Annotated in this window: 17 protein-coding genes; 14 read left to right on the top strand and 3 right to left on the bottom strand. The window is 71.7% G+C overall.

From position 1 onward, the window contains the following. Positions 1-5 precede the first annotated feature (5 nt). On the bottom strand, positions 6-3,584 hold the full coding sequence (locus ACGF2Y_RS20960) for a hypothetical protein (RefSeq protein WP_392949501.1): 3,579 nt from the start codon (positions 3,582-3,584) through the stop codon (positions 6-8). A gap of 314 nt (positions 3,585-3,898) precedes the next feature. On the opposite strand from ACGF2Y_RS20960, the gene ACGF2Y_RS20965 reads away from it, so the two are divergent. From ACGF2Y_RS20965 to ACGF2Y_RS20980, 4 genes are all read left to right on the top strand, one after another. Beyond that, on the top strand, positions 3,899-5,512 hold the full coding sequence (locus ACGF2Y_RS20965) for a phage tail sheath family protein (protein WP_392949502.1): 1,614 nt from the start codon (positions 3,899-3,901) through the stop codon (positions 5,510-5,512). Positions 5,513-5,586: 74 nt separating this feature from the next. After that, the gene (locus ACGF2Y_RS20970; protein ID WP_018488498.1) at positions 5,587-6,030 is read left to right on the top strand and encodes a phage tail protein; all 444 of its coding nucleotides are present in this window, start codon (positions 5,587-5,589) and stop codon (positions 6,028-6,030) included. Beyond that, complete coding sequence (locus ACGF2Y_RS20975; RefSeq protein WP_392949504.1) at positions 6,030-6,491, top strand: hypothetical protein; 462 nt, start codon at positions 6,030-6,032, stop codon at positions 6,489-6,491. The genes ACGF2Y_RS20970 and ACGF2Y_RS20975 overlap by 1 nt, the downstream gene beginning before the upstream one ends. Next, positions 6,488-6,631 (top strand): DUF6760 family protein, encoded by a 144-nt coding sequence (locus ACGF2Y_RS20980; RefSeq protein WP_018099790.1) that lies wholly within the window; start codon positions 6,488-6,490, stop codon positions 6,629-6,631. The genes ACGF2Y_RS20975 and ACGF2Y_RS20980 overlap by 4 nt, the downstream gene beginning before the upstream one ends. Before the next feature lie 952 nt (positions 6,632-7,583). Here ACGF2Y_RS20980 and ACGF2Y_RS20985 read toward each other — a convergent pair. Continuing rightward, a complete protein-coding gene (locus tag ACGF2Y_RS20985) occupies positions 7,584-7,799 on the bottom strand; it encodes a hypothetical protein (RefSeq protein ID WP_392949509.1) in 216 nt (71 codons plus the stop codon). Between the two features lie 222 nt (positions 7,800-8,021). Here ACGF2Y_RS20985 and ACGF2Y_RS20990 point away from each other — a divergent pair, with 222 nt between their 5' ends. The 10 genes from ACGF2Y_RS20990 (at position 8,022) to ACGF2Y_RS21035 (ending at position 16,542) form a co-directional block, all read left to right on the top strand. Beyond that, the gene (locus tag ACGF2Y_RS20990; protein ID WP_392949512.1) at positions 8,022-8,441 is read left to right on the top strand and encodes a hypothetical protein; all 420 of its coding nucleotides are present in this window, start codon (positions 8,022-8,024) and stop codon (positions 8,439-8,441) included. Positions 8,442-8,553: 112 nt separating this feature from the next. Beyond that, on the top strand, positions 8,554-8,991 hold the full coding sequence (locus ACGF2Y_RS20995) for a phage tail protein (protein ID WP_018488496.1): 438 nt from the start codon (positions 8,554-8,556) through the stop codon (positions 8,989-8,991). Positions 8,992-8,996: 5 nt separating this feature from the next. Beyond that, on the top strand, positions 8,997-9,821 hold the full coding sequence (locus tag ACGF2Y_RS21000; protein WP_392949515.1) for a peptidase M23: 825 nt from the start codon (positions 8,997-8,999) through the stop codon (positions 9,819-9,821). Further along, positions 9,821-11,809, top strand: coding sequence for a VgrG-related protein (locus ACGF2Y_RS21005; protein ID WP_392949518.1), 1,989 nt, complete (start codon positions 9,821-9,823; stop codon positions 11,807-11,809). The genes ACGF2Y_RS21000 and ACGF2Y_RS21005 overlap by 1 nt, the downstream gene beginning before the upstream one ends. Positions 11,810-11,845: 36 nt before the next feature. Beyond that, a complete protein-coding gene (locus tag ACGF2Y_RS21010) occupies positions 11,846-12,136 on the top strand; it encodes a PAAR domain-containing protein (protein WP_392949521.1) in 291 nt (96 codons plus the stop codon). A 9-nt stretch (positions 12,137-12,145) separates the two neighbouring features. After that, positions 12,146-12,586: a GPW/gp25 family protein gene (locus ACGF2Y_RS21015; protein WP_392949523.1), complete on the top strand. Its 441-nt coding sequence runs from the start codon at positions 12,146-12,148 to the stop codon at positions 12,584-12,586. Further along, entirely contained in the window at positions 12,583-12,714 is a 132-nt protein-coding gene (locus tag ACGF2Y_RS21020) for a hypothetical protein (protein WP_392949526.1), read from the top strand. The genes ACGF2Y_RS21015 and ACGF2Y_RS21020 overlap by 4 nt, the downstream gene beginning before the upstream one ends. 12 nt (positions 12,715-12,726) lie before the next feature. Next, positions 12,727-14,712 (top strand): putative baseplate assembly protein, encoded by a 1,986-nt coding sequence (locus tag ACGF2Y_RS21025; protein WP_392949529.1) that lies wholly within the window; start codon positions 12,727-12,729, stop codon positions 14,710-14,712. Positions 14,713-14,716: 4 nt separating this feature from the next. Continuing rightward, entirely contained in the window at positions 14,717-15,274 is a 558-nt protein-coding gene (locus tag ACGF2Y_RS21030) for a phage tail protein (RefSeq protein ID WP_392949532.1), read from the top strand. Between the two features lie 539 nt (positions 15,275-15,813). Beyond that, entirely contained in the window at positions 15,814-16,542 is a 729-nt protein-coding gene (locus tag ACGF2Y_RS21035; protein ID WP_392949535.1) for a discoidin domain-containing protein, read from the top strand. Positions 16,543-16,564: 22 nt separating this feature from the next. Here the strand turns inward: ACGF2Y_RS21035 and ACGF2Y_RS21040 are convergent, their stop codons facing one another. Continuing rightward, positions 16,565-17,818 carry an RNA polymerase sigma factor gene (locus tag ACGF2Y_RS21040; protein ID WP_392949538.1) on the bottom strand — a complete coding sequence of 418 codons (1,254 nt, stop codon included), beginning with the start codon at positions 17,816-17,818 and terminating at the stop codon, positions 16,565-16,567. Positions 17,819-17,938: the final 120 nt, after the last annotated feature.

Below are 17,938 nucleotides of genomic sequence, written 5' to 3' on the forward strand. Positions count from 1 at the left end.
CCGCTTCAGGACAGATCCTTTTCTATCTGCGCGAAGTTCTCTTTCTGTTTTTCTCCGTCCAGCGGATCTCCGGATTTGTCCATTACTTTGGGGTGGATTTCTGGAGTGAAGTCGTCTCCCCGCCAGATCCAGGCGCGCGCGGTTGCCAGTGCCGCCTCCTTCGCCTTCTGGGTCGTGGTCGAAGAAGTGAAGGAGGACCGTAATTCGTTATGAAAGTCCCCTTGGTGTTTGATTCTCTGATTGTTTTTTGTCGGCTTGTTGAGGAATACGGCGCCCGAATGCCCGTAGGGGCCGCTGTACTGCCGCTCCGGCCTGCCGTCAACGGCTTCAGTAATGATCTGAGGAGGCGCCTTCGCGGCACTGAAAACGACACGGAACGTATCGGATCGAAGGCTGTGCTGTAGGTCGATCCACTTGGGGCCCTCGCCCGCGGCGAGGGAAGCGCGTTCGGTGACCTCCAGGATGAAATTGGTTGGAATCCATTCGTGATTATTCGGTGTGGCGTCGCGAAGTTTGTCCTTCAGCATCTCGCGTGCTTTTGATTGAGGTCGCTCCCACGCTTCCTTGAACTTTCCCATATCTACATCGGTGGAAACCTCCGCGACCGTGACTGATATGGAGTCCCCGTCCGCCATTTTCTTGAGGAACTCGACTATGCCGCCGGCCGCATTTACGGCAAGCCGCATCATTTTGCGCTCATTTTTTCGGAGCAGCAGCTCAGTTGCAGACAGGCGGGAAGGGTTGACCTTGCCGTAGATATCCCATTTCTGATCGCCTGCCACTGGGCGCAACTCGGTGAGGCCGTAGCGAACTCGGATGCCCGCAAATATGCGGCGGAGCAGTGCCTCGGACACCAGGCGGCCTCTGTGTCTATTGGCAGCAGCTGTGGCTGCTGCGAGCCCCTTGGTGAGCCGCTTATCTTTTGCGGCAACTGTTTCGGGCTTTCCGGGTCCCGTTCTCCTTGGGTCTCCCTTGTTTCCCTTGAGCTTCGCCCAGAGCGCCTTGCCCTTCTTCGCGATGAAGTCGACGATCTTGTCGATAGCCCGGGTCACCGGCCGTGACACCGACTGGAAGACCGACTTGACCTTGTTGGCCAGGCCGCCGATGCCCAGCAGCGCGGCCAGGAAGCCGATCAGGAGGGGGACGCTCGTGGCGAGGGCGGCCTCGATGAGCTTGGGGACGCCGGCCTGGCCGCCGTTCGCTACGGCGATGACCGCGTCCAGGACCGCGTTGACGAAGTCCACGATCTGGGCGCCCTGGGTCACGATGAACGTGACGATGTCGATGATTCCCTTGACCGCGCGGACGAACGCCGAGGCGGGGTTGAGCAGGGAGATGATCCAGGTGATGCCCGCGATGAGGACGGTGGGGATCAGGTAGGTCGTCAGCTTGCCGAGGATCGTGGCCTTGAGGTCGCCCGTCTCCGCCTGGATTTCCTTGACCGCGCCGGCCGGGCCCTCGCGGGCGAGGGAGCCGGCCACCGGGACGGACGTCTCGACCGCGCTCATCGCTTCGTCGGGGACGCCCTTGCGGGTGACGCGGGTGCGGATGCCGTCCCAGGTCAGGCCCAGCATCGAACCGATGAGCTGGATGATTCCCTTGAGGTCGAACTTCGCCGGGAGGTCCAGGCCCGCCTTCACCGCCGTACCCAGCAGCCAGGAGACGACGCCCGTTCTGAGGTGGTCGGCGATGTTCGTGATGAAGAGGTTCAGGCCCGCGCCGACCGCTTTCACCAGGTTGCCCAGGAAGCCGATCGGGTCCTTGATAATCTTCATGATCGCGGAGGCGGCCTTGGCGAGGATGCCGAGGAGCAGGTTCTTCAGCTCGTTGATCGTCTTGATGGCCCCGACGATGGCGTCCTTCGCCTTGTCGATCAGGCCCCTGTTGGCCTCCTGGAGCTTCTTGATCTCCTCGTCGATCTTGTTGAGGGCCGCTGTGTACTTCTGGGCGAGGTCCTGGACCAGTTGCTCGGACTTCTCGTTGACCGTGGACTCCAGGTCGTCGAACTTTCCCGCGAAGTCCTTCGCCGCCTCCTCGCCGAACTGCTGGAGATCGGCGGGGAGTTTGTCGACCTCCGCCTTCAGCTCCGTGCGGCCCTTGGCGATACGGGCCTTCGCCCTGCCGAGTTCGGCGCCGATGATGTCGGCGACCGAGGAGATGACCGTCCGCATGCGGGAGACGTAGAGCTTGCGGGACTCCTGGTAGAGGTCGTTCGCCGCCTTCGGCAGGCCGGCGAACTTGTCCTTGACCCAGCGGCCCTTGCCCACGAGGCCCGAGTACCGCTTGTCCTTGTACTTCTTCATCCGGCTCTTGTGGTCGGCCGTGAACGCGTCCCGCGCTGATTTCTCGCCCGCTGTGAACGCCGTGTCCACCTTTTTGTCCAGGCCGGACAGGGTGTCCTCGACGTCCTTCTTCGTGCTGTCGTAGACCTTCTGGAGTTTTGCCGTGACCTCGGCGCGCTTCTTCTCGTCCTTCGACTTCGTGTCGTTCTTCCCGCCGTCCACCTGTTTCCCGGCGGCGGCACGGGTGGAGGTGAGGCCCGCCATGGCCTGGGCCCCGGAGGCCGCCGCGTTCTCCTTGGCGGTGGAAAGCTGCTGGTTCTCCGCCGCCTTCCCCTTCGCCGGGGCTTTCGCCGCGTCCGCCTCGGAGGTCCTCTTCGCCGACAGGGCCTCGGTGAACTGCGGTTCGTTGCCCTTGGCCAGCTGCTCCTCGGTGACCTCGGCGTCCGCCATCGCCTTGTCGTTCTCGGCCGGCCCCTCGGAGAAGTCCGTCACGGCCGCGGGCTGCTTCTCGGGCACCGCGTCCGTGGCGGACGGCGCGCCCGGGTTGGCCGGGGCCTGGTCGGGGGAGAGCGGGGTGACCTCCTTGTCCTTGGCGGCCGAGGTGTCGGGCGGGGCCTTGGTGGCGGTGTCGATGTCCTTGGCGGAGGACTCCTTGCCGTCGCCGACCTTCCCGTCGACCTCCGCCTTGACCTGGTCCGCCTTGCCGGACTTGGCGAACTTGTCCGCCTCGTCGAGGTTCTTGGGGGCCTGCGCGTCGATCGCCTTGTTCACCGCGTCGATGAACGCCTTCTTGTCGAACTCCCCGGGCTTCGCCGCGTTCATCTTCTCGGCGTTCGCCGCCTTGCCCTGGGCCTCCTTGTCATCCGGCGGGGCCACCGCCGCGTCCTGCGACGCCTTCGACTCACTCGCCGCCGGGGCGTGCGCCGCGATCCGGGTCCTCTTCGCCGCCACGTCGGTCTTCACGCTGCGGAAGCGGGGCGACTGCGCCGGGGACGGCTTGACCGGCGCGGTGTACCGCTGGGCGACCAGCCGGGACACCGCCCCGTTCCCGGCCAGGCGCTGCAACCGTTGGACGGAGCGGCGGTCGGGGGGCGGGGTGGTGGTTGCCCGCTCCTCCGTTCGCTGTGCGTCCGGGCGGGAGCGTTCAAAGCCCGGAGCGCCTACGGAGGAGTCGGGATGCGGGGCGCGTACGGAGTCCGGGTGCGGGGCGCGTACGGAGTCGGAGTGCGGGGCGCGGTCCCGGGCGCGTACCGGGTCGTGATGCGGCTGCGTGGCGGAAGGCTTCTCCGGAACCGCCTTCATCCGCCCCTCCGCTCCCGCCGCCCGGGGCCCGCCCGGATGTGGTGCATGCGTGGTGGCCGCCAGCGTGCCGGGGAAGCCGGGGGCGTACGCAGAACGGGCGGGCCGCGTACGGGGCAGGGCGGGGCGGCACCCCCGGCGCGGACGCGTTGCCTCATCGGGCAGCCCTCGATGCGCGGCAGGGCGGCCGACCGTCCGTTCCCGGTGATCGCCCCCGTGACGAGAATGGCCCGCATCACCCGGTCGGCCCGTCACCTGGTCGACCCGCATCACCCGGTCGAGCAGTGCGTTCAGGAGTGTGTCGAGGAGAGGCCCTTATGCCGTCGTACCTGTCCCCCGGCGTCTACGTCGAAGAGGTCGAGTCCGGATCCCGGCCGATCGAAGGGGTGGGCACCTCGGTCGCCGCCTTCGTCGGCTTCGCCCAGAAGGGCCCGTTCGACGAGCCGACGCTGATCACCAACTGGAGTCAGTTCGTCGCCACGTTCGGTGACTTCGTCGACGGCGCCTACCTCGCGTCCTCCGTCTACGGGTTCTTCGCCAACGGCGGCGGCGTCTGCTACATCGTGCGGGTCGGTGACGGCACGGCGGAAGCGGGTGCGGACGCGGGTGTGGACGCGGATGCGGAAGACGGTGAGCCGGGCGGCGGCGCCACCGGGGGGAGTGGGCAGGCCGGGCAGGCCGGTGGACTGCCTGCCGGCGCGGAGGTCCCGGTCGGGCCCTACGCCGTACGCCCCCGGCCGGGGGTGAGCGGCGAGATCAGTGTGGAGGTCGCCCCGGTGGAGGCCGACGATCCGCCCGCCGACGTCTTCCGGTTCCTCGTGAAGCGCGACGGCCAGGTCGTGGAGACGTACCCCTCCGTCACCACCAAGCGCAGCAAGGACAACATCGCCACCCGCGTCAACGCCACGTCCGAGCTGATCGAGGTACGGGAGTCGGGTCGCGGCGCCGCACCCGCCCCGCCCGAGCCGCAGACGGTGATCCTCGCCCCGGCCGCCCCCGCCCCCGTCGGCAGTTCCGGTGCGATGGCCCCCGAGGTGTACGTCGGTGACGCCGACCGCCGTACGGGGCTCGGCGGCCTCGAAGCGGTCGACGAGGTCACCATGGTCGCCGTGCCCGACCTGATGAGCGCGTACGAACGCGGGCTGCTGGACCTGGAGTCGGTCATCGCCGTCCAGCAAGGCCTCATCGCCCACTGCGAGTTGATGGGGGACCGGGTGGCTGTGCTCGACCCGCCGCCCGGCCTCACCCCGCAGCAGATCCGCGGCTGGCGCACCGGGCAGGCCAACTTCGACTCCAAGTACGCCACGCTCTACTACCCGTGGATCAGCGTCGCCGACCCCGCGTCCGGCCGCGCCACCCTCGTACCGCCCAGTGGGCACATCGCCGGGATCTGGGCGCGCAACGACGACACGCGCGGGGTGCACAAGGCCCCGGCGAACGAGGTCGTACGCGGAGCCGTCGCGCTGGCGACCCAGCTCACCAAGGGCGAGCACGACCTGCTCAACCCGATCGGGCTGAACTGCATCCGGTCCTTCCCCGGGCGGGGCATCCGGGTGTGGGGCGCGCGGACGCTGGCGTCCGATCCGGCCTGGCGGTATCTGAACGTCCGGCGGCTCTTCAACTACCTGGAGGAGTCGATCCTCGCCGGTACGCAGTGGGTCGTCTTCGAACCGAACGACGACGCCCTGTGGGCCCGTGTCCGGCGCACGGTCTCGGCGTTCCTGGTCAACGAGTGGCGCAAGGGTTCGCTGTTCGGGCTGACCCCCGAGGAGGCGTTCTACGTGAAGTGCGACCGCGAGACGAACCCGCCGGAGAGCGTCGACGCGGGCCAGGTCATCTGCGAGATCGGGGTCGCCCCCGTCAAACCGGCCGAGTTCGTGGTGTTCCGGCTCTCCCAGCTGACCGGCGGCAGCGGTGGCGTCGACGAATGACCGGCTGCCACAGGCCCGTTGACCCGTTGACCCGTTGACAGCCCGTTCCTGAGACCGGCGTTAAGGAGTCTGCTGTGCCACTTCCCGATCTCGACAGTTCCGTCGGGCATTCCTTCGGCCTCGAATTCGACAGCGTCATCATCAAGCAGATCACCGAGGTCAGTGGTCTGAAGATGGAGCAGGACGTCATCGAGCTGAAGCAGAACACCGCCGACGGCAAGTACGCCATCAAGAAGCTGCCCGGCCGCCCCAAGGCCGGTGAGGTCACCGTGACGCGCGGGCTCACCGAGGACAACAGCTTCGAGCGGTGGATCAAGGACTCGCGGTTCGGCCGCATGACGAACGCCCGCCGCAACGGCGCCGTCATCGTCTACGACTACGAGGGCCTGCCGATCAAGCGCTACAAACTCATCAACGCCTGGCCGAAGTCCCTGGAGATCGGCACGCTCAAGGCCGGTGACACGTCGGTGCTGACGGAGAAACTGGCGATCACCTACGAGAGCATGGAACTCGACTGATGCGCCGCTCGGTCCCGTTCCAGAGTCCGGAGCAGGTCGAGGCGGGGGTGGGCGGGGGGCGGCGAGGTGGCTCCGCGCACCAACAGGAGCCGCTGCGTACGGAGTTCGGCTTCGAGCTGCCTCGCGGTTACGTCGACGAGTCGGGCGCGGTCCACCGCGCCGGGGTGATGCGCCTGGCCACCGCCCGCGACGAGCTGGTCCCCCTGCGGGACGATCGCGTGCGGGAGAACTCGGCCTATCTGTCGGTCGTCCTCATCTCCCGGGTCGTCACGCGCATCGGCACGGTCGAGGACATCCATCCCGGCGTCATCGAGGACCTGTTCGCCTCCGACCTGGCCTTTCTCCAGGACTTCTACCGGCGGATCAACGCCGAGGGACATACTCGCGCCGCCGTCACGTGCCCGTCCTGCGACGAGGAGTTCGCGGTGAATCTCGCCGGTGGCCGCCTGGGGGAATCGTGACGTACGCGGCCGACCTGCTCTACGAGGAGGTCGCGTACCTCGCCTACCACTTCCACTGGCCGCTGGACGACCTGCTGGACCTGGAACATCCGGAACGCCTGAAGTTCGTCGCGCAGGTCGCCCGCCTCAACGGGCAGTAGTCGGAGAGGACGAAGGTTCATGGGGCTGATGTCCTGGCTGCGGGGTGACCGCGGCGGTTCCCGCACCGGCGATGCACCCGCCCCGGCGGTGGCCGACCGTGGCGACCGTGTTGATGTGAACCGGCTGGAGCCGCTCCAGCGGGTGGTTTCCGGGCAGCAACTGACGGTGGGTCCCGCGGAGTTCGAGGCCTCACTCACCACGCGCCAGGACACCGCACTCGGGACCCCGCTGGGGCATGTGGTGAGTCCTGATGCTCCGGCTGGACTCGTGCGTGGGGTCGGTGTTGCGGAGTCCGCCCCGCCGTCGTCGCAGCCGTCGTCGTCGGTCGCGGCTCAGCGGTCTGTGGAGATGCCGTTGCGGGCGGCTGCCGCGAGGCCGCGCCCGGGTGCGGTGGCCGGGCCCGGACCCGTGGCCCTAACGGAATCCGTACCCGCGCCAGTGTCCGTACCCGTACCCGTACAGCGTCTGTACGGGTACGGGTACGGGTACGGGGGTGAGAGCCCCGCCATGACGTCCGCCTCCGGGGCGGGAAGTGGTGCCGGAGACGGTGAGCAGTTGCCCGTACGGCGTCTGGTGGGTGAGCGGGCCGTCGTGGCGGAGCCCTCCGCGCCGGACCCACCGTCCGCTCCGGCCGCCCCGCCCTCCGGAAGCGTCGGTGTTCAGCGGGCTGCGATGCCGCCGGCCGGGGAGCGGCCCCGGCGGGCGGCCGGGCTCGGTGCGCCGCTGCCCGGTCTGCCGCCGACCGCTCAGCGTCGGGCCGCGTCCGTTCCGGAGACCTCCGGGAGTCAGGTTCCGCCTGCTGCCCCTGTTGCCCCTGCTGACTCAGGTCCTTCCGAGGCCGGTCGGGCGGGGGAGGCCGACCAGCCGGTCGCTCCCTTGATCGGTGAGGATCCGCTGGTGGGGGAGGTGCTCCCGAGCCGGTCCGATGACCACGAGGTGGGCGCGCCTGCTTCAGTCGGTGGCGTCGGTGGCGTCGGTGGCGTCGGTGGCGTCGGTGGCGTCAGTGGTGCCGTTGGTTCCGTCCAGCGGTCGGTCAGCCCGTCCGCCGCCCCGCCGCACCCGTCCCCGCCCGTCGCCGGGCAGCCCGTCGCCCCCCTCCTGGGCGACCGCCCCCTGGTTCCGCGGAACGTTGACGTACAGCGTGCTGCGGGGCCGGATCCGGAGCACGCCGGGGGGTCCGCGCCGGCCCCGGCCGGGCCCGCTGCCCCTCCCCCCGAGGGCGTTCCGGTCCGGTGGACCGAAGCGGCGGACATCGGTACGGGGCGGAGCGCGGGCGCAGGCCCCGGCCCCGGTGTCTCCCTGGGCCCCGCCCCTCCCCGGCCCCCCGCCGGCACGCCCCCAGCGCCCCTTCAGCGGCAGGCAGCCGGAGGGCCTCCGGTGCCGGGCTCGGTGGCGCGTCTCCTGCCGGGTTCCGGCAGTGCGCGGGGACTGCCCTCGGCCGGTGCCGTGGCGGTGGCCGCCGGGGTGGCGCAGCGGATGGCCGATGGCAGTGTGGTCTTCGGGGGCGCGCCGGCCTCCGGTACCTCGCGGCCGGTCGTCCAGCGGGCCGCCGGGATCGCCGAAGCCGCCGAGGAACCGCCGCCCCCCGAGCCCGACCCCGTAACGGAACCGGAGGACGCCACGGAGCCGGAGTCCGAGGCGGAGCCCGACACCGTAACGGAAGCGGCTGAGGCGAAGGACGGCAAGGGGGCTCCCGCCGTCACGGACGAGCTGGTCCGCGCTCTGTACGCCCCGCTGAGCCGGCTCCTCAAGAACGATCTCCGGCTGGAGCGCGAGCGCGCCGGTCATCTCATCAACACCCGCCACTGAAGCACCTGGCACTGAAGCACCTGGCACTGAAGCACCGGCCACTGAAACACCGGCCAGTGAACTCCGAAACTCCGAACGACCGGCTGTTCGACCGAACTGAGAGGTACGTGTCATGGCCACCGCCCAGGACAGCGACCCCGCCGTCAGCGTCTGTTTCGTCGTGACCATCGATGACATCGAGCTCGGGTCGTTCAACACCTGCGAGGGCCTCGGCTGCGAAGTGGTCCTCGAAACCCGCGAGGAGGGCGGCAACAACGGGCATCTGTGGCAGCTGCCGACCCGGCTGAAGTACTCCAACGTGAAGCTGTCGCGGCCGCTGACCCGGGAGACGGAGAAGGTGGCGCGCTGGTTCGCCACGATGACGACCGGGTTCAGCCGGAAGACCGCGCACATCGAGGCACGTACGGGCGATGGTCAAAAGGTGGCCCAGTGGGGGCTGTTGGAGGTCGTGCCCGTGCGGTGGACCGGTCCTTCGTTCACGCCCGAGTCGCCGAAGGTCGCGATGGAGACCATCGAGATCGCCCACCACGGTTACGTGATGGAGGGCTGAGCGCGATGAGCGGTGCGGGTCCCATCGCGTTCAGCGCGGCCGGTACGTCAGGGGTGGCGTCGGCGGCGAAGGGCGGCTCGGCGCGGCCCAAGCTGGAGCACGCCTACCTGGAGCTGCGGACCCCGCCGACCGGGGGCGGGCTGACGCCGGGCGGGCCGTGCGGGCGGATCGACTTCCAGTTCAACCCCAAGGAGCTGAGCCTGACCAAGGCGGCCTCCTGGAAGCGGAGTCCGGCGAAGGGGGCGAAGAGTTCGGGGCCGCCGGAGTACCAGGGCTCGCAGCCCAGCAAGCTCACGGTGGAGATGTTCTTCGACGCCAGCGACACCCAGGACACCCGGGTCGTCACCTCGGTGGAGCAGCTCTTCGCGTGCTGCGTGCCGACGGACGAGACCCGGCAGCAGCAGCGGTCGTCCCCGCCTTGGGTCGTCTTCCACTGGGGCGGGCTGACCGGCTTTCCGGGTTACGTCAGCCAAGTCGCCGCGAAATACACGCTGTTCACGACGTCCGGTGTGCCGATCCGGGCGGTCTGCCAGGTCACCATGGAGGAGATCAGCGGCGAGACGCCGGGCCAGAACCCGACCTCGGGCGCGCTGGCCGCCCGGCGCGTCCACCGGGTCGGCGCGGGCGACTCGCTGCCCTCGCTGGCCCACCGGGAGTACGGGGATCCCGGGGCCTGGCGGGTGATCGCCGAGGCCAACGGGATCGACGACCCGATGCGGCTCGCGCCCGGCACCCAGCTCCTGCTGCCCGCCCTCGACGAGCTGGCACGGCTCGGGGACTCCTCGGACCGGGACGCCACCAGGGCCGCCCGGGGCAGGGGGCGGGGCTGATGGCGCAGCAGGGGGTTTCCACGGCGCTGACGGTGGAGTTCGGCGGCGTGCCGCTGCCCGCGAAGTTCGTGAACACGCTGGTCGAGGGCTATGTCGACGACAGCCGTACGCTCCCCGACCTGTTCCTGCTGCGGTTCCGGGACCCCGACCGGGTGCTGCTGGAGCAGGCCGGGCTGAAGATCGGCACCGAGGCCCGGCTGCTGGCCCGCGCGGGCGGCGACACCGCCCCGAAGCCGCTGCTGGAGGGGGTCGTCACCGCGCTGGAGGTGGAGCTCGACGAGTCCGGCACGTTCACCGTGGTCCGGGGTTTCGACGAGTCGCACCGGCTGTTCCGGGGGCGGCGCGTGGCCAGCTACCAGAACATGACCCTCGCCGACATCTGCGGCCAGGTCGCCCGGCGCGCCGGGCTGAAGCCGGGCCCGGTCGACATCGCCGGGCCGGTACTGGAACACATCGCCCAGCCCAACGTCACCGACTGGGAGTTCGTGCGCGGGCTGGCCGAGGAGGCGGGAGCGCAGGCGTACGTACGGGACGGGCAGCTCCACATCACGAAGCCGGCCGAGGCGGGCGGCGCGCCCGACTCCTCGGCGCGCGCCGAACGCGATCCGCTCGTCCTGGAGCTGGGCAGCAACCTGCTGCGCTGCCGGGCCGGGGTGTCGGCCGCCGAGCAGGTCTCCGAGGTGGAGGTGCGCGGCTGGGACGTCCAGGCGAAGCAGCCGCTGGTGGGCCGGGCCCCGGCGGGCACGTCCCCGACGCTGGAGCTGGGGGTGACGGCGGCGGAGGTGTCGGCCCGGTTCGGCGAGGCCCGGTTCGTGGTGACCGACGCGGCGTACGGGGCGCAGGACCAGGTCGACCAGGCGGCGAAGGCGCTGGCGGAGCGGATCGCCGGGTCGTTCGCGGAGCTGGAGGCGGTGATCCGGGGGAATCCGGAGGTGCGGGCGGGCAGCGCGGTGGCGCTGAACGCGGTGGGCGCGCCGTTCGAGGGCCGGTACACGGTGACGACCTCACGCCATGTCTTCGACGCCGTACGCGGGTACGAGACTTGGATCACCGTGTCGGGGCAGCAGGAGCGGTCGCTGTTCGGGCTGACGGGAGGCACGCCGGTCGCGGGTGGTTCGCGGTGTGCGGGGCTGGTCAGCGGGACGGTGACGGACACGCAGGATCCGGAGGGGTCGGGGCGGGTCAAGGTGCGCTTCCCGTGGCTGTCCGACGAGTACGCGAGCGACTGGGCGCGTACGGCGCAGTCCGGCGGTACGGGGGGCGGCGAGGCGTTCATCCCGGAGGTGGGCGACGAGGTGCTGGTCGGCTTCGAGCACGGGCATCTGGACCGTCCGTACGTCCTGGCGGGTCTGTACAACGGGCAGGACCGGCCGGGCGGCGGCGGGGGCCCATCCGCCGGTGCTCCCGGTGCTCCCGGTGCTTCCGGTGCTTCCGGTGCTTCCGGCGCTCCCGGTGCATCCAGTGCTTCCGTCGCTTCTGGAGGTGCAGGTGGCAGCGGAGGCTCAGGAGGTACCAGTGGCGGGGGCGAACTCGTCGATCCCACCAGCGGTGCGGTGAACCGCCGTGCCTTCGCGTCGAGGAGCGGAAACCAGCTGGAGCTGCTGGACGCCGCCAACGGCCCGCAGGGCGTCCGGCTCCGCACCGGTGACGGCAAGCTCACGATCGACCTCGACCGCAAGGGCACCGCCATCGTCATCGGCAGCGACGGCAGCGTGACGATCGAGGCCAAGGAGCAGGTCTCCATCCGGGCGGCCGACGGCGTCGCCCTGGACGCGGGGCGCGGGGCGCTCGAACTGGCCGGTGAGAGCGTCACGTTGACCTCGCGCAACGGGATCTCCGTGGACGGCGGCAACGGGAAGGTCGCCATCGCGGCCGGCGGCTCGGTGGAGGTGCGGGGCGGTGAGGTCACGGTCGACGGCAGCCGTCGTACGGAGATCAAGAGCGGCGGCTCGGTGACGGTCAACGCGCCCATGGTCAAGCTCAACTGACATCTGACCAGCCAGGCGACGAGAGGAGTGCACAGCATGCCCGGAGCAACAGCCGCCCCGGCAGCCCGGGTCGGCGACCCCACGGGCCATCCCGGCACGGTCGGGCCGCCCGGAGTCCGGTCCGTGCTCATCGGCGGGAAGCCCGCCGCCACCGTCGGGACCGCTCACCTGTGTTCCTCGCCCGCCGCCCATCCGCCGACGGTCCTCGCGCCGCCCGGCAGCTCGACGGTGTTCATCGGCGGGCAGCCGGCCGCCCGCGCCGGGGACCTGGCGGGCTGCGGCTCTCCGGTGCTCTCCGGCTGTCCGACCGTACTGATCGGCGGGTGAACCGGACCCATGGGACAGCAGTTCATCGGCGCGGGCTGGGCGTTCCCGCCGCGTACGGACGCCACCGGGTCCATCGCCCTGGTGCGCGGCGAGCACGAGCTGGAGGAGTCGATCCGGCTGATCCTGGCGACCTCGCCGGGCGAGCGGCCCATGCGGCCCGAGTTCGGCTGCGCGGTCAACGACTACGTGTTCGCCCCGGCGGACGCGGGAACCGCCGGGCAGCTGGCGTACGAGGTGCGGCTCGCGCTGGAGCGCTGGGAGCCCCGGATCGAGGTGACCGAGGTCGTCGTCCGGTTCGACGAGGCGGACAACGGCGTCCTCTACATCGACATCGGCTACACCGTGCGCGGCGCGAACGATCCCCGCAACCTCGTCTTCCCGTTCTACGTGATCCCGCAGCACGCCGAGGCGACCGAGGGACCGGCCGACGAGGAGGGGGCGGGCGCATGAGCTTGACCATCGCGTACGACGAGGAGGCGGGCGCATGGACCCTGCCCGGCCCGCAGGAGGATGGCGAGGCATGGCTCTGCCCGGCCCGCTTGAGGAGGCGAGGGCATGACCCTGCCCGGCTCGCATGAGGAGGTGAGGGCATGACCCTGCCCAGCCCGCATCTGGACGACCGCACCTTCCAGGGCCTGGTCGACGAGGCGAAACGCCTGGTGCAGCAGCGCTGCCCGGAGTGGACCGACCACAACGTCTCCGACCCCGGGGTGACGCTGATCGAGGCGTTCGCGACCATGGTCGACCAGCTCGTCTACCGGGTGAACCGGGTCCCGGAGAAGAGCTATCTCACCTTCCTCGACCTGATCGGGGTACAGCTCCACCCGCCGACCGCCGCCCGCACCGAGGTGACGTTCCGGCTCTCCGCGCCCCGGCCCGAACCGGTGCTGGTGCGCGCCGGCACGGAGGTCGCGACCGTCCGTACGGAGACGGAGGAGGCGGTCGTGTTCACCACCTCCGAACCGCTCTCCATCGTGCCGTGCACCTTCGCCCACCTGGCCACCTGGCCCTCGCCAGGGGAGGCCGTCGACCGGACCGAGGAGCTGACGCTCGGCCGGGACGTGCCCGTGTTCGGGGCGACGCCCGCCCCCGGCGACTGCCTGTACGTCGGCCTGTCGGCCGCCGTGCCCGCAGGCGTACTGGTGTTACGCCTGGACTGCACGGTGGACGGCGTCGGCGTCGACCCGGCCCGGCCGCCGATCCTCTGGGAGGCCTGGGACGGGACGAGTTGGGCGGTCTGCGAGGTGGAGAAGGACGACACCGGCGGCTTCAACCGGTCCGGCGAGCTGATCCTCCACCTGCCGGGAACCCATGTCCCGGCGGCCGTCGTCCGCCGCACCGGGGGCTGGCTGCGCTGCCGCCTGATCGAGGCGGAGCCGGGCCGGCCGACGTACGTGGCCCCGCCCGTCGTGCGCGGGATCAGCGCGTTCACCATCGGCTCGACGGTGGCGGCCGAGCATGCCGAGACCGTCACCGACGAGGTGCTGGGCCAGGCGGAGGGCGTCCCCGGGCAGGTGTTCCGGCTGGCCCGGCCGCCGGTGGTGCCGGGGGAGTTCGTGGTCGAGGTGACCGACCCGGCCGCCGCCGACACCACGGGCCCAGGCTCGGACGTCACCCGCTGGAGCCGGGTCGACGACTTCGCGCACTCCGGCCCCGAGGACCGGCACGTCACGCTCGACCCGAACGCGGGGCGCGTCGAGTTCGGTCCCGCCGTACGCGAACGGGACGGCTCCGTACGCCATTACGGCCGGGTCCCGGTCAAGGGCGCCACCGTCCGGGTCCGTTCCTACCGCACGGGCGGCGGGCTGCGCGGCAACGTCGCCCGCTCCACGCTCCGCGTCCTGCGCAGCGCGATCCCGTACGTCGCCCGGGTCGAGAACCGCCGGCCGGCGCTCGGGGGCGTGGACGGCGAGAGCGTCGACAGCGCCCGGGTGCGCGGACCCATGACCCTGCGCACCCTGCACCGGGCGGTGGTCCCGCACGACTACGAACTGCTCGCCCGCGAGATCGCCCCGGACGCGGCCCGGGTCCACTGCATCCGGGCCGGTACGGAGGGCGGCCCGGAGGCCTCCGACGCGGGCGGGGTGCGGCTGCTCGTCGTCCCCGCCGGGCGCAGCGACGAGCAGGGCCGGATCGGGTTCGACGAGCTGATCCCGCCCGCGAACACGCTCGCCCTGATCGCCGGACACCTGGACGCCCGGCGGCCGGTCGGGGCCCGGCTGGTCGTCGAGCCGCCGTTCTACCAGGGCGTCACCGTCGTCGCCCTGGTCCAGGCGGAGCGCGGGGCGCTCGCGGAGAAGGTCCGCGAGAGCGCGCTGGCCGCGCTGTACGGGTATTTCAACCCGCTCACCGGCGGGCCTGCCGGGGACGGCTGGCCGTTCGGCCGACCCGTCCAGTCCGGGGAGGCGTTCGCCGTGCTCCAGCGGGTGCCGGGGGTCGACCTGGTGGAGGACGTACGGCTGTACCGCGCCGACCCGGTCACCGGCGAACGCACCGACGCCACCGCGAAGATCCCGCTGGACCCGCACGCGCTGGTCTTCAGCTACGAGCACCAGCTCCGGGTGAGGGGGGCCTGAGCCGATGCGCAGCGGAATCCCGGGGCTGCCGACCCCGCACCCCCTGATCGACCGGCTGCCCGCCGTCTACCTCGAACAGGACTTCCTCCAGCGCTTCCTGGCCGCGCTGGACGACGTCCTCGCCCCCGTCCTCCTCTCCATCGACAACCTGCCCGCGCACCTGGACCCGCGCAGTGCCCCCGACGACTTCCTCGACTGGCTGGCCCAGTGGGTGGCCGTCGACGCTCATGCGGACAGCCCGCCGGAGCTGCGCCGGGCGGCGGTGCGCGGCGCGGTCGCCCGGCATGCCCGGCGCGGCACGGTGAGCGGTCTGGCGGAGGCGCTCCGGCTGGAGACCGGCACGGAACCGGAGATCGTCGAGAGCGGCGGCACGGCCTGGTCGACCCGTCCTGGCACCCCGCTGCCCGGCCAGGACCGCCCCTGGGTGACCATCCGGATCCGGGCGGCGGCCGGGGGCACCGGGGACCGGGGCGGTGTGCGGCAGCCGGACCGGGTGCGGCTGGAGGAGCTGATCGGCGCGGAGGTCCCGGCGCACGTCGGATTCACTCTGGAGCTGCTGTGATCTGCGACGAGTGCGGGCACCGGAACGCGTCGGGGCGGGAGTTCTGTGTGGCGTGCGAGGCGTTCTTGCGGTGGGAGGAGGAGAGGGAGGCTCCGCCCGCGCCGCCGGTCCCCGCGCCGCCTGTTTCCGCATCGCCGGTCCCTGCGCCGCCTGTTCCCGCGCCGCCTGTTCCCGCGCCGCCCGTCCCCGCGCCGCCGGTTCCCGTAACACCGTCCGAGTCTCCGTCCGCGTCCCCTCACGTAACACCGCCCGAGTCCCCTCCCGCAACGCGGCCCGCGCCTGACCTCGGGACACCGCCCGCGCCGGCGCCCGCGCCCGTTCCCGTAACGGATCCGCTGCCTCCACAGCCTGTGCCGCCGGCCCCCGTACCGCCGATGTCACCACCTCCGCGCCGGCCCCACGCGCCACCGGAGGCGGCAGCCCCCCGGCGTCCGGGCGAGGGCCCGCCCGGTCCGGCTCCGGGTCCCGACGCGTGGCCGGACGGCGGGCAGCGGGCGTCAGCCACCGGTCCGGCCCGCCCGGAACCCGTCGGCGCGCCGGTGGTCTGTCCCAACTGCCGTACGGAGAACGCCCCGGGCCGCACGCTGTGCATCCGCTGCGCCCTGCTCCTGGACCCCGGGCCCGCCCCCGAGGGACGGCCGCCGTGGTGGCGGCGGATCCTGCGCCGCCGCCCCCGGCAGGCACGCGTGGCGGGGGCGCGTCCGGGAAGCGGGTGGCGGCGTCCGAGGGTCGGGCTGCCCATCGTGCTGATCCTGCTGGCGGTGGGGGTGTGGTTCGCGCTGCCGCATCTCTCGGGTCTGTTCGGCCTCGCCAAGGAGGAGACCGGAACTCCGGAGTCCGTGCCACCGGCCGCCTGCCGGGGCTCCAGCGAGGCGGACGGACACCCGGCGTCGGCCGCGTTCGACGGCTTCAACAACCGTTACTGGGCACCGGAGAAGACCGGCGAAGGCGTCGGGGAGCACCTGGAGTGCGACTTCGCCCAGCCGGTACGGATGATGAAGATCGTGGTGTTCTCCGGGACGTCGGCACGCCAGGACGAGTTCCTGAAGCAGGGCCGCCCGGCGCGGCTCACGGTGGAGCTGACGTCGAAGGACGGCGAGAAGACCGACCGCACGATCCGGCTGCGCGACGAGGCGGGCCAGCAGACGTTCGACTTACGGGGATCGGACACGGTACGGGCCCGGCTCACGGTCGACGCGGCGTACGGCTCCGGGGATGACCGGCGCACGGCGGTGGCGGAGATCGAGTTCTTCGGCAGGCGGGAGTGAACGGGCCTGCCCAGGCAGCCGGTTACGGGGTCAGCCGGTCCGCGCGCCCGCGCAGATAGCGGGCTTCCGGTTCGCTGAGGGTGGAGTCGGCGGCCGCGCGGTAGGCGGTGCGGGCGGCGGCCGGCTCCCCGGCCCGCTCCAGGAGATGGGCGCGTACGGCGTCGAGGCGGAAGTGCGGCTCCACCGTCCCCGCCAGCGCGTCGACCTCCGCCAGTCCCGCCCGGGGCCCGTGCACCATGGCCACGGCGACCGCCCGGCCCAGTGCGGCGGCGGGGTCGGGGGTGCGCCGCACGAGGAGGTCGTAGAGGGCGAGGATCTGCGGCCAGTCGGTGTCCTCGGCGCGCTCCGCCTCGTCGTGCAGGGCGGCGACGGCGGCCTGGAGCTGGTAGTCCCCGGCGGGCCCCTGGGTGAGGGCCTCCTCGGCGAGCGCGGTGCCTTCGGCGATGGCCGTACGGTCCCAGAGGGCGCGGTCCTGTTCGTCGAGCGGGATCAGCTCACCGTCCGGCCCGGTGCGCGCCGGGGTGCGTGCCTCGGTGAGGACCATCAGCGCCAGCAGCCCGGTCACCCGCCCCTCGTGCGGCAGCAGCCGGCGGACGGCGCGGGTCAGCCGGATCGCCTCGCGCGCCAGGTCCGTGCGGTGGAGGTCGGGGCCCGCGGTGGCGGTGTAGCCCTCGTTGTAGATCAGGTAGAGGACCTGGAGCGCGGCGGCGAGCCGCTGGTCGCGGTCCTGGGCGCCCGGCTGCCGGAACCGTGTACCGCGCACCGTCCGCTTGGCCCGGCTGATCCGCTGCGCCATCGTCGCCTCCGGCACCAGATGGGCGCGGGCGATCTCCGCCGTGGTGAGGCCGCCGACCGCGCGGAGGGTCAGCGCGATCTGCGCGGCGGGGGAGAGCGCGGGGTGGCAGCAGAGGAAGAGCAGGGTGAGGGTGTCGTCCTCGGAGGGGGCCCGGCCCGGCCCGGAGGGATCTTCCCCGGGCGGCGGCGCGACGAACGCGTCCGCAGGGGTGAGGGCCGCCGCGGTCTCCTCGCGCCGCCGCCGGGCCTCGTCGCTGCGCAGCCGGTCGGTGAGGCGGCGGGAGGCGACCCGGATCAGCCAGCCGCGCGGGTTGTCGGGGATCCCGTCCCGCGGCCACTGCTCGGCGGCCGCGATCAGGGCCTCCTGGACGGAGTCCTCGGCCGGGTCGAAATGCCCGTACCGGCGTACGAGCGCGCCGAGGACCTGCGGCGCGTGGCGGCGCAGCAGGTCCTCGATGATGACGTCGGTCGTACGGTCCATGCGCGTCCTTGGGGGAGTCCGGTCGGGCTGGGCCGGTCCGGGGGGCCGGTCCGGGCCGGACCGCCTGGCTCGCCCCGGCTTGGCCCGCCTCGGCTCGGCCCGGTCCGGCTTCGCCCGGCT

The organism is Streptomyces sp. NPDC048142 (assembly GCF_043202835.1).
GTDB lineage: Bacteria > Actinomycetota > Actinomycetes > Streptomycetales > Streptomycetaceae > Streptomyces.

Bases quoted from the DNA above. Each gene is read 5' to 3' on its own strand.
- ACGF2Y_RS21040 (WP_392949538.1), bottom strand. From the start codon at position 17,818: ATGGACCGTACGACCGACGTCATCATCGAGGACCTGCTGCGCCGCCAC.
- ACGF2Y_RS21025 (WP_392949529.1), top strand. From the start codon at position 12,727: ATGACCCTGCCCAGCCCGCATCTGGACGACCGCACCTTCCAGGGCCTG.
- ACGF2Y_RS20960 (WP_392949501.1), bottom strand. From the start codon at position 3,584: ATGAAGGCGGTTCCGGAGAAGCCTTCCGCCACGCAGCCGCATCACGAC.
- ACGF2Y_RS21000 (WP_392949515.1), top strand. From the start codon at position 8,997: ATGAGCGGTGCGGGTCCCATCGCGTTCAGCGCGGCCGGTACGTCAGGG.
- ACGF2Y_RS20995 (WP_018488496.1), top strand. From the start codon at position 8,554: ATGGCCACCGCCCAGGACAGCGACCCCGCCGTCAGCGTCTGTTTCGTC.
- ACGF2Y_RS20965 (WP_392949502.1), top strand. From the start codon at position 3,899: ATGCCGTCGTACCTGTCCCCCGGCGTCTACGTCGAAGAGGTCGAGTCC.
- ACGF2Y_RS21030 (WP_392949532.1), top strand. From the start codon at position 14,717: ATGCGCAGCGGAATCCCGGGGCTGCCGACCCCGCACCCCCTGATCGAC.
- ACGF2Y_RS21015 (WP_392949523.1), top strand. From the start codon at position 12,146: ATGGGACAGCAGTTCATCGGCGCGGGCTGGGCGTTCCCGCCGCGTACG.
- ACGF2Y_RS21020 (WP_392949526.1), top strand. From the start codon at position 12,583: ATGAGCTTGACCATCGCGTACGACGAGGAGGCGGGCGCATGGACCCTG.
- ACGF2Y_RS21005 (WP_392949518.1), top strand. From the start codon at position 9,821: ATGGCGCAGCAGGGGGTTTCCACGGCGCTGACGGTGGAGTTCGGCGGC.
- ACGF2Y_RS21010 (WP_392949521.1), top strand. From the start codon at position 11,846: ATGCCCGGAGCAACAGCCGCCCCGGCAGCCCGGGTCGGCGACCCCACG.
- ACGF2Y_RS20975 (WP_392949504.1), top strand. From the start codon at position 6,030: ATGCGCCGCTCGGTCCCGTTCCAGAGTCCGGAGCAGGTCGAGGCGGGG.